Origin of the sequence: Pseudoalteromonas sp. BZB3 (genome assembly GCF_040104455.1) — a bacterium.
Classification (GTDB): Bacteria; Pseudomonadota; Gammaproteobacteria; order Enterobacterales; family Alteromonadaceae; genus Pseudoalteromonas.
In genome coordinates this window covers 15,165-31,419 of sequence record NZ_JBECOS010000009.1, presented here as the reverse complement: position 1 = coordinate 31,419, position 16,255 = coordinate 15,165, and the positions used below count along the sequence as shown (strand labels likewise).

Genomic DNA, 16,255 nt, shown 5'->3' with positions numbered 1-16,255 from the left:
CTGCTATATAGAACTTAGTTTTGCATAATCAATGACTTTGAGAATATTCCTAATTGCTAGAAGGAACCTTTATTGCCCTAGATACAATTGAATTAATCAAAGGGAATCTTGTTTACTTTTACTCTCATTGGCGAAACCAAGATGCTGATATAGTCAAAAGTGATAATTACCAAAATTAAAACAATCACACTTTTTCCAATATTATCAGTGCAAGCTCTTTGGTTTCACTGTTGCATCTTTCATTCAACCACAGCCCTGCATTACTGAACATTCTTGAGTGTCTATCTTAATTCTTTCATTCCCTCTATTTTTCATAGCTTCGTAATATTACTAAATATTTGGCTCTCAATTTCGTCAACAAAGTACGTTAAATACTCGCTAAAAAGGACTCGTAATGTTGACCGAACAAACATCTGTGAATCAAATTGACGCATTTATAGAATCATTTGACCCTTCACAAAATGCGTTATTCGCAGCAGGTGAAAGCTGCTTTGTAACACGAAAAACTTTATTAAGATTGAAAACCGATATAAATAATCATCGAGAATTAGTCGAAAATATAACAAGCGCAATCAATGACACTGATCAGCGAGATGCTGTCGCTTTTGGTGTGTTGCCATTTTGCAAATCTCAACAAGCTCAGTTTATAGTAACAGATCAAATAAATAAGTATGATAAAGCAACTTTCACACATCGTTTAAAGTTAAGAAGTCAATTAAATAATAACAAACAAGCAAGCCTCAACAAGGTGTCTCATCGACAAGATCAGGCGCACTATGAAAGTGCAATTCTTAAAGCCAAACGCTATTTTTCAGAAAGAAAATTAGACAAAATTGTACTAGCCAAACAAACAGACTTATTTTTTGATCAAGACATAAATCAAACTCTTGTAATAGCAAACCTGCTATCTCAAAGCAGCAGTGGCTTTCATTTTTCTTTCCCTACAGAGCAAGGAAAAACATTAGTCGGTGTTAGCCCTGAACTGCTTCTAAAAAAACAAGGTCACTCAATCATGAGTAACCCCTTAGCTGGGTCAACAAAACGTGTTGAAGATCTTGAAATTGAATATAAACGCAAGCAAGCATTGTTGGCCTCACAGAAGGACCGTTTTGAGCATGCTGTGGTTTTAGATGAAATGTCTCAAGTATTAAACCCTTGGTGCCAGCAACTGACTATACCAAGTACACCTTCACTATTAAGTACCGCAACAATGTGGCATTTATCAACTATTATTGAAGGACAACTTATTAATCCGAATACGCATATTCTGTCACTTGCTAATCAGTTACATCCTACCCCCGCACTTTGCGGCAAACCTACTCCATCTGCTTACCCTCTAATTAAAGAGTTAGAAGGCGAAGATAGAGACTATTTTTCAGGGATCATTGGTTGGTGTGATAGACATGGCAATGGAGAATGGGTCGTCGTAATTCGTTGTGGTGAGTTGGATACAAATCACGCAAGACTATTTGCAGGTGCAGGCATTGTTGCAGCTTCAGATCCTACGGCTGAATGGCTTGAAACAGAAGCAAAAATGTCAACAATGCTTAATGCACTTGAAGTCGCAGAGCGCTATCGTAAACTCAGTGAAACAAGCGCTTTAGAATTAGAAATTGCCTAAGTCCTAAATAAAAAAATGCCCAATCAAATTGGGCATTTCTATCAACTTCCCTAACAATATCAAACAGTACTCTGAACACTTAGTTATTCAAAACTTGAATGTTTAATTATCAACCAAACGTGAAGGTAATGACTTTGTCAATTTGAAGTTTGCAATAATGGCTAAGCATATTACCAACGCGATAAGGGCTGCTAAAACAAGACAAAAAACTTCAAATCCAAGTGCTAAAATTGCAGGCTCAAATACTAAAGGACTGATAAATTGACCTGAAAAGTAACAGGTCGTCATAATGCCCATGGCTTTACCACGCATCATAGGAGGCACAAATTCGAACAACCACACAACCAAATTCGGTCTGACTAATCCAAGCCCAACGCCAATCACCAAACCCGAAACTGTTATGTTAGACAACCCATTAACAAAGCTAAGTAAAGTGAATCCAAGAGCAACAATAATCCAACCAAATACATGAGTTTGTTTAACACTAAGTAGACTTCTAACTTTCCCATAACTTACTGAGACACTTGCCATAGCGAGCAAAAAGGCCGCAATGACTAGCCCTATTGTACTGGCAGAATGACCAAGTTCCGCTAAGTGAAATGGCAAGTGTAATGTCAGGCCATAAAGCACGACTATTTCTACTAAAGCCAAAGCACAGCAGAGTATAAAGGTTTTATTCATCCAACCTTTAGGTCGATTTGCTGCTTGACCCTGATACTCTTTAATCTCTGGTGCTTTTACCCATAACAGAACTCCAGGTAAAACCAACAAAGAGAGTGAATAAATTGCAAATACCCATGACCAATGCTGCTCAGCTAGAAAGCCTGCCACAGAAAGGAATAATACGCCACCAAAACCACCAAAGGCCGCTTGAAGACCCATATAGTTAGAAAAGCGAGGACCTTCAAAGTATCTACCTGCGAGAGTGGTACCAGAAACCATAATTAACGCTACGGCCACCCCCATCAAAGCTCTACTAAATAAAATAAGCCAAATAGAGTATTGCCATATATAGCCTAATACCCCGCTAACTAAAAAAAGTGCTAAGCCACTAATCAGTAGTTTTTGACTATTAAATTTATCGACTAAAGCGCCAACTAATGGTGCGCACACAGCAATGATTAACCCAGGTAGCGCAAGCGTCATTTGCGCCCAAAATGCAGCATTATCTATATGTGAAAAAGTCGCAGTCATTGCTGGTAATGCGGGTGCTAAGGTTGCACTTGCAAGCACTGTCATAGTGCTTGCAAGTAACAAAAAACAAGTCGTTAATCTTGAGTGACTCATCCAGGTCCCCCAATGCGTTTACGGGCACTTTCGACGGCTTTTTGGTAATCTTGATATAGTTCATCTTCATTAAAGCGAGTACTTCGACCATCTTTAACAACAAAATCACCAGCAACCATGACCGAGTCTACATCTTTACTAGAGCCCGTTACGATAAACGTTCTAAGTGGATGCCCGGATAACTTATAGCGATAATCATCATTATTGATCAGTACAAAGTCGGCTTGTTTACCAACCTCGATAGAACCTATTTTATCCTCCCACCCTAAAGCTTTAGAACCAAACAAGGTCGCAGTTTTCAGTGCTAATGTTGGCGGGCAAGCTGTATTACAGTTTTGTGCTTCATTGTGGCCTAGATGAGCACCTCTCATTGCTTCGCACATACCACCTATAAAGGAGATGTCTCCATCTGTACTGCTTGAGACCCAAACCCCCTCTTTTAAGAATCTACCGATTTGTCCGGTCTCACTGACTGTCGACTCTCCAAGCATCCCATAATGGGCCGGTGAGTGACAGATATTAACGCCAGTTTCGATAAGCCTTTGGTATTCGCTTTCACTGGCATATGCTGTATGAACTGCGAGCAGTTTATCTGTCAGTAACCCCATAGCATCAAAACGAGCAATAGGTGAAAGACCGAATACTCGTTCAACCTCTCGTCGTTCATTCTTTAGAGGCGCTAAGTGCGTTGCATAAGGAACTTTGTATTGTTGAGTGATACTAGCTAAAGCTTCCAGTTGCTTATCAGAACTACCAAAAGCGCCCATAACAGAAGGCATCGCACCAATTAAACCTGAACTATGGTTATCCCAAGTTTCAATAAGTGACAGCCAATCCTCAGTTTGCAATTGAGTGTCTGCAATAATCGTTGGGGAAGATTTATCAGCTTCTAACATCACATCAGAACCCCAACGACTTACTCGCAATCGCATTCCCAAATCAATGGCTGCTAATGCCATTGAGTCTGCTTTATTCGCTGAGCCTAGGTCGCCCAAAGCAGTCGTGCCAGATCGAAGCTGAGTCCACATACTCCATCTTGCAATTGCTAACCCTTCTTCGAGCGTTAACTTATCGCCTACTGTTGAGATAAAACCAAACATCGAGCCTAACGCTGCAATATTGCCGCCATTCGAATAAGCGGTAGGCTCTAAGTTACAGTCATCAGGTGACTCAAAGTTTGGCGCAACAAAGCTTTCATGCCAATGAGGATTAACTAACCCCGGCAACATCAACTTACCGCCGCCATCTACTTTCTTATCAAAATCTGTCGGTTGCTCTCCTTGTTTTCCTAAAGCAACTATCTGCTTGCCATGAATTAAAACCCAACCGTCTGAGATCACTGTATTGTTTAAGTCTGCTGTATAAATAAAGACATTATCAATTAGCGTCTTCAGATTTTCGTCATGCGGTTTCTTACATACCGCTTTTAGACTATTGAGTTCGCTCACTTGATTACTGCCAAAAGGCTGCTCACTCATAGCTTTGGCAAGCGCAGCAAAACGCTGCGTCGATAAACATGAACATGCCATTACGTATTTTCCTTAGTATCAAATACGCCTTCTGACTGCATTTCTATTAGCGATGCTTTCACTGCAGTAATCGTGTCATTAATCTGCTCCATTGTATGTGCACCAGAAATGAAGTTGACCTCTCTGCGCATTAAAATGCCACGCTTTGCCATTTGTGCTAAAAATGGGATTGCAAATTTTACATGCTCTTCTGGGTTCTTAGCGAATAAAAACATAGGGATAGCATCATAGCCTACAACGCGAAGTGGGGTCCCCAATTGCTCAGAGATCTGATTGACTTCCGATTTTAAAATACTGCCTAATTTAGCAATATACGTAGTAAAGTCTGTTCGTTTGTATTCTTTTATAACGGCATCACACACCTCTAGTGACAGCATTTCACCACCAAAAGTGGTCGACACTTGAAGTTCATTAATACGTGACATTAACTTTGAGCTACCAGCAACAGCTGATAGTGGCATACCAGCAGCAATCCCTTTAGATAAAGTGACTAAATCAGCATTAACCCCGAAATATTCTTGAGCCCCACCAGGTGCAAGTCTAAACCCAGTTACAACTTCATCAAAAACTAGCACAACCCCATGTTCAGAACAGGTCTCTCTGAGCTCTTGCAAAAAGGCTTTTTTTAGAACCCGATTATAAGGCACTGATAATAAAACAACTGCTAGCTGGTCTTTTCTGTTTGCAATTTTTTCAATTATTTTAGGCTCATCATTAGGAGTGAAAAGCGGCATTCTATGCGTAAGTGATGCAATAGCAGAAGGTACCCCTGGAGTATCAAACATGTATTGGTCATGCCAACCGTTATAACCCACTGTCATTATTTCATCTCGACCTGTAACGTGACGAGCCAATCTAACAGCTGCTGAGTTTGCGTCTGCACCTGTTTTAAAGAAACGAACCATCTCAGCACCAGGGATCACATCAACTAAAGTTTGGGCTGTTTTTACTTCGACAGGCGTGGGGAGAGAATGAATTAATCCATTGCTTAAATTGTCTGAAATAGCCTTTGTCACAACTGGGTGGTTGTGACCTAAAGTATTTGCAGCAAGACCACAAATGAAGTCAATATATTGATTGCCATCTACATCTGTCACTACTGCTCCTTCACCCCCAGCTAAATAAACAGGAAAAGCTCCAGGTGAAAACTGCTCTGGCTTTTTCATCATAGACTGGGTAAAACCGGCAATAACTTGCTCGCCCTGCGATTGCAATTTTTGTGATTGGGTAAAAGAAAGTGGCTGATTATTCATAGTATCCTCGAAATTAATGTCCCAGCGTTGCACCACCATCTACCAATAAATTGGACATGGTAATGTGCTTAGCTTGATCGCTGAGTAAAAATAAAATGGTATTGGCAATATCAATAGGTGTCGCAATGCGACCAAGAGGTATGCCTAGTTTGAATTGTTCTAGATCGCCTGCGATGGTTTTCGCAGCGCCGCTTTTATCACGCCAGAGTTGTTGTTGCATCTGGGTGTCTGTCGACCCAGGGGCGACTAAATTGCAACGAACATTATATGGCGCAAGCTCTAATGCTAGATTTTTAATTAATGCAGTTAATGCGGCCTTTGAAGCACAATAGCTGCCCATGTTTATCCTCGGCGTTTGTGCCGCATTGCTGCCAACAGCAACAATTGAACCTCGGCGGCACTGTTGCATTCTTTTTGCAACTGCTTGGCACAGATAAAATGGTCCGTGGCAATTCACAGCAAACGTGTTTTGCCATTCAGCATTGCCCTGCTTTAAGATTGAGCCCATATGCAAAATACCAGCGACACTGGCTAAATACTCAATATGGCCCAGTTTATCCTCAACCACCCCAACTACATCATTTACATTTTCTTGACTAGACACGTCTAAATGTATTTGAAATAGATTGGCAGTTTGCTCAACAAGCTCGGAAGAGCTAAAAGCAATATCTGCAGCAACAACAATCGCTTCACGAGCAACCAGTAGTTCAACCACAGCCTTTCCTATTCCTTGATGTGCGCCTGTGACTAAAACTACTTTTCCGTAAAACTCATTAGGTGAAGGCATTTAGTAAACCTCATCCATAATAACGTGACGCTGTTCATGATAAGTCTCCTCATCTTGCCCACGTCGCCAATAAGGAATGGCATAGAGTTGTTTTTTGCTCAGCCCAAAATCCTGAATCAACTGCTTTCTACAGGCAAGTACAGCACTGTTTTCACCAGCAATAAAAGCACTCATCGATGTTGCATTATTTGGGAACGCTGTATTCGCTATTGCTTTTGCCAGTTGAGTAGAGTCGCCTTTCTTGCGCTCGAACCAGCGAATTTCAACTCCACTCGGGGCAGATATAAAATGCTTATCTTCTAAACTGTCTAACTCTATAAATACTTTCGCAGTAACATGAGACTCGAATCCTTCAACTAAAGCACTTATCGCGGGAACTGCGGTCAAATCACCAGCTAAGATGTGCCAATCAGCTTTTGCAAGAAGAGGATCAGGACCACCTGGACCTGCAACACCAATCTCAGAACCGACCTTGGCATTAACAGCCCAACCCGATGCTGGGCTACTATCTCCATGTACTACAAAGTCAATATCCAATTCATTACTGTGAGAACGGTACGCTCTTACCGTATATGCACGTGTGATAGGTTTATTGTCAGGCCATTTGATTTTGCCCATTTTGTCTCGCACTGGTAGCTCTAAAGTGCCGCTTTCACGATTAGCAAAAAAGAGCTTAATATGTGCCCCATGATAGCCATCGGGAAAACCCAATAACTCCTCACCAGAAACAGTTATACGTAAAAGGTTTTTTGTAATATAGCGTTTTGCTACGCAATAAACGCGTCGAGGGCCACTTGGTTTAATAGGCTGTCGCTGAGTCATGACAATTCCTTTTCAAGTTTTAGAAATGCAATTAATTTTTTTATATTTTGGAAAGCAACTAAGTGAGACGTCACATTGATTAATCCGCTGTCAAACGCATAATCAAGATAAATAGCTAAATCACTTTTGGTGAGAGACTCTAACCGAGTCTCGCTCGAACGACTTGCCGATTTAAAGTTCTGATTAAATGCTTCAAGCTTCATTGGTTCATGAGACTTTTGGCTTTGAGCTCTGAAAAAACTCGCTATGGCTAAATCATCTTCATCGCTCGATTGCTCAATGGTTTTTAACCAATCTTCCAGAGGGACAATTTCGAATGCAAAACCATATTCCTGTAACCACGAATATAATTGTGATAGAGAGACCAAAGTATCAGGGGTGACATTGAACACGCTATTTTGCGTACCATGTAGTGTTTGGTCTGCCACAAATTTGGCGACCTTATCAACCGGGGTCCAGGGTTCAAAAACGGCTAGTTGGGGCAATTTAAGATGTTTCAAACCAGTCTTAAGAATGCGCCATACCAAGTCGTTTTGGTTAATATAGCCACTTAGTAGCGACCCTGTCACACGTGCCAATCTATATATTTTTGAAGTGATACCTTGTTGAATTGCCGTCTCAACCATCGCTTCAGACAACCACTTTGATTGTTGATAACCGTCATTTAACCCTGAATGTCGCGCAACAAACTCTTCAGCAAGGGGCGCACCATCAGTCGGTGCTACTGCAATAGTTGATACCTGATTAAAAGAAGCTGAAAATTTCTTCGCAAACATCAATAGCTGCGATGTCGTCGTTACATTGGCTGTTTTTAAACTTTTGTAATCTCGCAGAACAGACGTGTGTGCGGCGTTATGTAACACTTGAGTTACTTGATGACCAAGTAAATTGTAAGCTTGCTCATCAAGACCTAAAAGTGGTTTAGCGATATCGGTAAGTAGAAACTCGACCCTAGAAAAGTCAATCGAGCCTATTTTCTGTGCCTGGAATGCACTTTGGAGCCTAGCTTTTGCGTGCGTAATATCGTTTGCTCTCACAGCACATACTATTTTCAAACCAGGTTGAAGTAATAAGCTCTTTAATATTTGCGCGCCAACAAAGCCTGTAGCGCCCGTTAATAAAACCTTATTAACAGATCGTGAACTCATCTTAATAGGCGTAACTGATTGCAGCGCTTCTTTGAACTCTAATAAGTCTTTGTCTAATTGAGCAGCGACACTATTTGAGCCCTGCTTTTGATTTTCAGTATTACTCTCTAATGCGAAACTCAACTCTTTTAAAGTTGGGTGTGCAAATAAGAAAGCAACACTAACCTGCTTATTAAATAGCTGGCTCAGCCGAGCTGCAACTTGAATACATTGGAGTGATTGCCCCCCTATATTAAAAAAGTTGTCCTCAGCATTTTGTACTTCAATGCCTAAAACTTCTTGCCAAACTGCTGCAATGCTTTGTTCTAATTCAGTAAGAGAGCCATTAAGTATTTCGTAACTTTGGAAACCTTCGAGTTGTTTACGGTCGACTTTATTTGCAGGTGTTTTAGGCAATGATGAATGATTATGATACTGCCCTGGGAGCATTGCACTTGGTAGAGATAAAGCCAACGCCTCACGTAAAGTAGCTAAATTCCATTCGTATTCACTTACAATATGAGCGCAAAGCCCTTTTGGCTTTCCAGTGGGGTCCTTAATAATGGTCACTGCAGCTTCTTGGATCCCTTTCAAGCCAAGCAACACAGCTTCTATCTCTCCTATTTCTATTCGATAACCACTAATTTTTAATTGAGAGTCAGCTCTACCAATATATTCTAATTGCCCGTCAGGTAACATTCGAACAACATCACCTGTGCGATATGCATCGATATAGTGTTGCTTTATTGGATGCCAAAATTTTACAAATGCCGCTTCGTTTTGTTTATCTAAGCCCAAATATCCACTGGCTAAGCCTGCGCCTGATAACCAAAGCTCGCCTCGCTCTCCAAATTTTGCCAGTTGTCTCGGTTCCCTGACCACTAATGTCTCACGACCCGGTAAAGGATGCCCAATAAGGCTGGTATTTGTATTGGTACTTAAATCGGTGAAAGTAGCAACTACAGTGGCCTCTGTTGGACCATACGTATTTAGCAATCTAATTGAGTTAGAAAATAGCTGGCACCAAGACTCAACACGCTGTCTGTTAACTGCCTCGCCACCAATAATAATCGTATGTACTGAAGCTGGCATGGTCGTTTTAGTCTCACAAACAAAGTGACAAAGCTCATGCCAATAAGCAGTAGGTAAGTCCAAGACTGTTATTTGCAACCTTTCAACTTCACTAATGAAACACTCAAATGAATTCAGCATTTCATCATTTCGCAATATTAATGTCGCACCCAAAGTTTGAGTAACAAAGACTTCTTCAATACAAGTATCAAAATGAAATGGTGCAAATTGCAATACGCGATCATCCTGACTAATGCCGTAAGCCGTTTTAGCACCATTTACAAAACCTGAGAGTGCTCCTTGGCTTATTTGTACACCTTTTGGCTTACCCGTAGATCCTGATGTATAAATCAAATATGCCTGTTTAGAATCTGCCAGTATAGTTGGCAAATGTATGTCACCTTCTCTTACTTCAATTAAAGCTGAATCAACACTTACTTTTGTTATGTTCAATTCATCGAAAATCGTCAAATGTGCACTTGAAGCATCAACTAAAACCAATTCTGGAGAGGCGTCTTCAATAATCATTCGGTTTCGACTTAAAGGTGCATCAATATCGATAAAGACAAAGCGACATTCAGCTAATAGGACTGCCCACATTGCAATTATGGTATTTTGACTACGGGGTAAGGCCAACAAAATACAACTATCGGAGCGCGTCGTTATCTGAACTAATTTGCTTGCCAGATGCGAAACTTTTTCAACGAGTTGTTCGTAACTTAAACTTTCCCCTTCTATACTCTGCAATGCAATTTTTGAAGGTGAAGCTTTCGCTTGTGCAAATAAGCTTTCTAAAACATTGCTATCATCTGGCGCTTTTTGAGCCGAACATAAAGCAAAATCTGATCTCGTTACTCTTAAAGGCTGTGATAGTTGCGATGTAAGGTCATCTAAAAGTGTTATGAATGTTTTTTGCAACCCAATCAAATCTTCACAGCTATAACCGCTCTGATTTGCTTCTATTTCAAAACGGACACTACTATTACTCTGCATAATAAAAATGAAAGCAATATCTTCAACCGGCCCAGCAGATAATGGATGATTAACAACTCGACTCCCTTCACACGTTGCATTACGCTCAAAAGGTAAAATGTTAACAACAGGACCAAAAAGACGTTTAGGGATAAGACCCTCATTGCTTTTAGCTCTTAGATTTTCATATCTAAAGCGAAAATGTCGCCTTGCCTTTTGGAGCCTTTTACTTACTTGGACGAGTAACTCAGCAAAATCAACACACTCACTAAACAACACCTTAATTGGTACTATATTCATGTGCATACAAGGTGTATTGGCAGCTTTAGAAGCAATGCGATTGGCAACAGGCATACCAATGATGGTTTTTTCGACGCCTGTTTGTTGATAAGTTAGGTAACTAACAGCTGTAAAAAGTAGTTCTGACCAATTACTGTTTTTTTCTTTTGCGAGCGTGTCCAAACTCGTCAGTTGCGACTTATCTATAAATGCGGTTACTTTTAGCTTTTCCGCATTACCGTTAAGCGGTTGTTGCGTCAAAGTGACTGCATTGCCAAAAAAACTGAGTTCTTCAGTCCAATAATTCTCATCCTTTTGGTAAGCATTGCTATTTTTATATTTTATGTCTTCATCTATTAAAGCCTCATATTGCGCTATGTCAGAGACAACCTCATTCCCTTCATAAGCATTTAACACACGATTAGTTATTAATGAAAAACTAAACCCATCCAGCGCGATATGATGCGCTCCCAAAGCCCACAAAAACTTATTACTATTAATACGGATCAAGATGTGACGGTACAAATCTCCCTTACTTAAATCATAAGGGTGCATTTGCCACTGAGCTAAAAATTGCTCTGCAGCAATAATTGGCTCACTTTGGTTTGATAGGTCTAGGTAATCTCCATGTTTAGCCGTTCGTTCAACCGCATTCAATATGCTTTGAACTGGTAAACCTTGGTTTTGCTCGAAGCTCACGTTTAACGATGATGTTTCTTGTAAAACCCTAGCAGCTGCCAGCAGAAATAATTCAGCGTTCACAGCTGTATTTAATTCAATATACTCGGCGGTATTGTACCGAACACTACCAGCGTGTTTAGCTTGGCCAAGCCAAATACCTAATTGCGCTGCAGTTAAAGACTTTTTTATCATGCAATCACAGCCTCTAACTGAGATCTAGTTTGCATGATTTCATGCCAATCGCGAATTGAAGCACCTTCAGCGAGCTGCTCTAAAGTTATATTGATACCTTGAGCGCGCCATTTCTCTAATAAAGTCATTACTCTTATAGAGTCTAAACCTAGGTATAATAAATTTTCTTCAGGATCGACCTCATCTACCTCTATATTTAAAATCTCTGCAACCGCACACTGTAGAGATGGTATTGATACTAGGTCTCTATGATTGTTTCGATCTTCATGATCAACGCTTAAGCTTTCTTTTAAGTCTTCTAAAAGTGCAACTTGACCGCATCGTGAAGAAATATACCCTATAGCCTGTAGGTGTTCTTCAAGGCTAAAGTCAGCGATTGCATCTGCAACCACAAATGCTTTTATGTCATACATGAAAGCATCTAATGCGGTCGATAAAATTCCGATATGTGCGTAAATCCCACAAATCAACAGTTGATCTCTTCCTTGTGCTTTCATGTCATCCAGCAAACTGCTTCTTTTGAACGCACTATAACGCCACTTGGTATACACCTTGTCACTATCTTTTGGCGCAATCGTTGAAAGAATACTGGTGTCTCGATTTGTTAACCCACTGCCCCAAAAGTCAGTAAGCAATGCTCTGTCCTCAGGCTTTTGATCAGCAGGTTGAGCTGTATAAATAACCGGAATGTTAGCGGCACGAGCAGCCGATATCAGTGCATCTATATGCTTAACTAGTTTCTTTACGAGTTCACCTTCAACATCGTAAAAATTAACAAAGTAAGACTGCATATCATGAACTAATAGGACAGCCTTATCAGGGTCGACTTGCCAATTTGTCTTATTTTCTGGGCAGCATTGAGGTAACGCATATGATTGAATGCGAGGGATCGCCATAATTTCTATTCCTTATTAAACGCTTTTAATTGGAGCAAGTAGGTTTTTGATATGTTCGCGAAGTGCACGTTTGTCGACTTTACCAACCTTTGTTTTCGGTAAAGCGCTAATAAATTCAAATCGATCAGGATACTTATAGTCTGCTAAGCCTTTGCTTCGAATAAAGCGATTCAAAGCAACTTTGGTTAATGCATCTCTATTATTTTCACGTTTAACAACAAATGCGCATACTCTCTCACCTAGAAGGTGATCAGGCATTGCGACTACGGCACAATCGTGCACATCAGGGTGAGCGAGTAATTGATTTTCAACTTCCTCAGCGGCGATTTTTTCACCACCTTTATTTATTTGGTCTTTATCACGACCTTCTACAATGATGTTCCCACATTTACTCAACTTGACAAGATCACCACTGCAATAAAAACCATCTTCCGTAAAGGCTGTTAAATTATGCAACTTTGCATTTAGATACCCTTTGAAAGTATATGGTCCTTTTGTCGTTAACAAGCCAACCTCATTTTGGGAAACAGGCTGATTATTTTCATCTACAATTTTGATAACGTCAGCTTCACTCATAGGCCTGCCCTGAGTGTTATGTCTTACCCAGTCATTGTCATTTAATCTCGTATAATTAACCAAGCCTTCAGCCATACCAAAAACTTGCTGAAGTATTACCTTGAACTCATTTTCTAACTTGATTGCCAAAGTCGCACTCAATTTTGCGCCCCCAACTTGAATGACTTTGAGTGAACTAAGGTCGTGATGACTTCTCTCATGAGAGTCCAACCAAAGTGCTACAGCTGGCGGAACCAGTGAAGTCCAGTTAACTTGGTGAGCTGAAATCAAAGGGAAGCAACTACTTGGAGACGGGTTTGATGCACAAATTAAAGTGCCGCCGGCATAAAATACACCCAACGCCCCAGGTGAACTTAATGGAAAGTTGTGCGCTGCAGGAAGTGCACACAAGTATCGTGTATTTTCATTCCATTGACATATTTCAACACTCTGCCTGACGCTATAGAAGTAATCATTATGTGTTCTGGGAATTAACTTGGGAGTGCCGGTGCTACCGCCCGAAAGTTGGAAAAAAGCAACATTTTCAGCATTGTGCTTACGAAATGGCACAGATTCAAAATCATCAAAGCTTGCAGATGCATATAACTTTTTACTGATATTGGGGGCCCAATCAGTATTTCCTCTCAGTAAAACATGGCTAAGGTTTGATGAATCATTTTGCAATTTTTTAAAAAAAGAATCATTTTGAAATAATGAATGTGTTGCATCGGCAATGACTAGGGAAGGATTAAGCGCACCAGCATAATGAGCAAGCTCTAATTCATTGTGATTCATAAGCGCATTTACAGGTAAAATTGCTAATTTTTGCAATGCGAAAAATACAATATAAAATTCGTAACAATTAGGTAATTGGACAATTGCAGTATCGCCTGCTTTGAGCCCTTGCTTAGCTAAATATCCAGCTAATCGGGTTGATTCTTTATCTAAACAGCCATAAGTTTTTTCTATGCCATTGTCTATAACAGCTATTTTCGTAGGCGAGTTTTGAACTTGACGCTCTAATATTTGACATAGCTCTTCATCAATCCAATAGCCACGACTACGATACAGCTTAGCTTCTTCATCAGACCATTTGATACAACTGTTTAACATGACAACCCTTTCAAAAATAAATTTCAAAATTAACTTTCAATAAAATTCAGAATGAACAAAAAAACAAAAATAATTTAAAAATCAACCTGTTACAGATAAAAAACTACGCTATCTTTTTTATAACAACCTAAAGACGAATCATTTCACAAAAAATTTAGAGGTTTTTTAAAGTTTTTTATCAAGGTCAAAATTAAGAGTTACAAGTTACAAGTTACAAAACCGCAACAATTTATGAATTTTTTCATTGACACAAGGAAATGATGAGAATTAGGATCTAAATGATAATAATTTACATTAGCGGTTTATTTAAGGAAGTAGAATGACTGTTGCTCGAACTAAAGATTTGCCAAAAGCAGATCAACATTGGTCAAAAATAATTGAAATACAAAGAAGGAAATTAATAACTTATCTAACTTCAATATTGAACTGTCAACACCTAGCTGAAGATGCTCTACAAGAAACATTCATTAGGCTTTCTCACATGTGTGAACCAGTTGACTCTGTATCTAATCACTCCGCATATTGCTATCAAACAGCCAAAAATATTGCGATTGATATGTTGAGAAAAAAGAATAAAGAGAATTGGATAAGTATTGAAAATACTGAGTACCTTCAATTTACTGATGAGCAAGGAAATCTTGAAGAAAACTATATTAAACAGAAACTTAATAAACGTATAGTACAAGCAGTAAACCGCCTATCTAATCGGCATCAGCATATATTAAGCTTATACAAAAGAGGCGGATATAAGCAAAACGAAATTGCTAAAATATGTGCAATTTCTCCAACGTTAGTCAATTTCACACTTCAAGAAGTGGTAACCACTTGCAAAAGAGCTATCACACATTAGGCTGCTCACTAAAGTTCTAAGACTGAGTCATTGAATTCATTTTTTGTCTTTAAAATAAGCATCCAGTTTTTATATTTAAGCACTGGATGCTCACCTAAATATCACGTTTAATTTTTAGATTTTAGCATTCCCTATACAAAACATAGCGTTTACAATACATAAGAATATAGTATTAACCTGGTCATTGTAATGAACTTACTCTTTTCACTGATTGCAATATCTAGCGCCTTGATCACGCCTGAAGTGTTGACGAGTTTTATCGAATTAGAAAAAAACAATCCGCAGCGGGCACTTTTAGACTATAAGAAAAAAGCAAAACATATTACTAATGAGTTTACGCTTGATGCACTTCAATATCATCGCATTGCAATCAGAGCCGCTATAGATACAAAAGACATTAATACTTTCTTAGATATTTTAAACACCATCAAACACGATGAGTTTACCCCGGTTACTGAAAAAAAAGCGCTTCAGATTATAAATGACATAGGGATCATTTATCGGATTAACAATCAATTAGATGATGCAATTGCACATTTCCAGTGTGCAATGACCAAGACTGAAAATGCCAATTATATTGCAGCTTTAAAGAGTAATATTGCCGCAGCTTATCGTATTCAAAATCAGCCTGCTCTTGGATATAGCTTGCTAAACTCTATTGAATATACAGTATTAGACAAGGAGATCCGTGCTGGTATTTACATCACCACAGGCAATTTTGCTCTGCACTTAAACAAGACTGAAGATGCGATTAAACACTATCAAAAAGCCCTCACACTATTCAAATCACAGAATAAGCTCAGGGATGAGACTCGCTTAAAGTTTAGTATTATGACAGCTGCATTGATGGCAAAAGACCTCTCAACATTCAAACAATACCGTCAAGGCATAGAGGTTAAATTACAACAATTTCATATTGAACAAACTGATTTTATTAACTTTTTAGACATGGCCTACACTGCCATCAAACTCAAAGATAATACACAGTTAAAAACAAAAGAGTTTGCTGAATTGCTTTTACGCCTTTTTAAAAATGACGATGCCAATGAAAATATTCGCTTATTATTACAGACGATGAAACTAGAAAGCTTGCTCACTCCTGAACAACAAAGGCAGCCTAAAGAACCCATTTTAGAAGCGAATTTAGGGGCTCCATGGTGTGAAGATTTAGAACAAACAAAGGAAGTTAAAAGGCCATAAAAATGGCCTTGTGACCAAAT

At 39.4% G+C, this 16,255-nt stretch carries 11 protein-coding genes; 3 read left to right on the top strand and 8 right to left on the bottom strand.

What is annotated here, in order from left to right:
• Positions 1-394 precede the first annotated feature (394 nt).
• Positions 395-1,621: an isochorismate synthase gene (locus ABMY35_RS08315; protein ID WP_349285773.1), complete on the top strand. Its 1,227-nt coding sequence runs from the start codon at positions 395-397 to the stop codon at positions 1,619-1,621.
• 102 nt (positions 1,622-1,723) lie between these two features.
• On the opposite strand, the gene ABMY35_RS08310 is transcribed toward ABMY35_RS08315, so the two are convergent.
• The 8 genes from ABMY35_RS08310 to ABMY35_RS08275 are packed head-to-tail and all read right to left on the bottom strand — an operon-like array spanning position 1,724 to position 14,185.
• Entirely contained in the window at positions 1,724-2,908 is a 1,185-nt protein-coding gene (locus tag ABMY35_RS08310; protein ID WP_349285772.1) for an MFS transporter, read from the bottom strand.
• On the bottom strand, positions 2,905-4,437 hold the full coding sequence (locus ABMY35_RS08305; RefSeq protein ID WP_349285771.1) for an amidohydrolase family protein: 1,533 nt from the start codon (positions 4,435-4,437) through the stop codon (positions 2,905-2,907). Before ABMY35_RS08305 ends, ABMY35_RS08310 begins: the two co-directional genes overlap by 4 nt.
• Positions 4,437-5,690, bottom strand: a complete 1,254-nt coding sequence (locus ABMY35_RS08300; protein ID WP_349285770.1) for an aminotransferase class III-fold pyridoxal phosphate-dependent enzyme — start codon at positions 5,688-5,690, stop codon at positions 4,437-4,439. The genes ABMY35_RS08305 and ABMY35_RS08300 overlap by 1 nt, the downstream gene beginning before the upstream one ends.
• 13 nt (positions 5,691-5,703) lie before the next feature.
• Complete coding sequence (gene dhbA, locus ABMY35_RS08295; RefSeq protein WP_349285769.1) at positions 5,704-6,477, bottom strand: 2,3-dihydro-2,3-dihydroxybenzoate dehydrogenase; 774 nt, start codon at positions 6,475-6,477, stop codon at positions 5,704-5,706.
• Positions 6,478-7,299, bottom strand: a complete 822-nt coding sequence (locus tag ABMY35_RS08290) for a siderophore-interacting protein (protein WP_138632413.1) — start codon at positions 7,297-7,299, stop codon at positions 6,478-6,480.
• Positions 7,296-11,621: an amino acid adenylation domain-containing protein gene (locus tag ABMY35_RS08285; RefSeq protein ID WP_349285768.1), complete on the bottom strand. Its 4,326-nt coding sequence runs from the start codon at positions 11,619-11,621 to the stop codon at positions 7,296-7,298. The genes ABMY35_RS08290 and ABMY35_RS08285 overlap by 4 nt, the downstream gene beginning before the upstream one ends.
• Complete coding sequence (locus tag ABMY35_RS08280; protein WP_349285767.1) at positions 11,618-12,517, bottom strand: isochorismatase family protein; 900 nt, start codon at positions 12,515-12,517, stop codon at positions 11,618-11,620. Before ABMY35_RS08280 ends, ABMY35_RS08285 begins: the two co-directional genes overlap by 4 nt.
• Positions 12,518-12,532: 15 nt before the next feature.
• A complete protein-coding gene (locus ABMY35_RS08275; RefSeq protein ID WP_349285766.1) occupies positions 12,533-14,185 on the bottom strand; it encodes a (2,3-dihydroxybenzoyl)adenylate synthase in 1,653 nt (550 codons plus the stop codon).
• Positions 14,186-14,504: 319 nt separating this feature from the next.
• Here ABMY35_RS08275 and ABMY35_RS08270 point away from each other — a divergent pair, with 319 nt between their 5' ends.
• Positions 14,505-15,035: a sigma-70 family RNA polymerase sigma factor gene (locus ABMY35_RS08270; protein ID WP_349285765.1), complete on the top strand. Its 531-nt coding sequence runs from the start codon at positions 14,505-14,507 to the stop codon at positions 15,033-15,035.
• A 189-nt stretch (positions 15,036-15,224) separates the two neighbouring features.
• Positions 15,225-16,235, top strand: a complete 1,011-nt coding sequence (locus ABMY35_RS08265) for a hypothetical protein (RefSeq protein ID WP_349285764.1) — start codon at positions 15,225-15,227, stop codon at positions 16,233-16,235.
• The last annotated feature ends 20 nt before the right edge of the window (positions 16,236-16,255 follow it).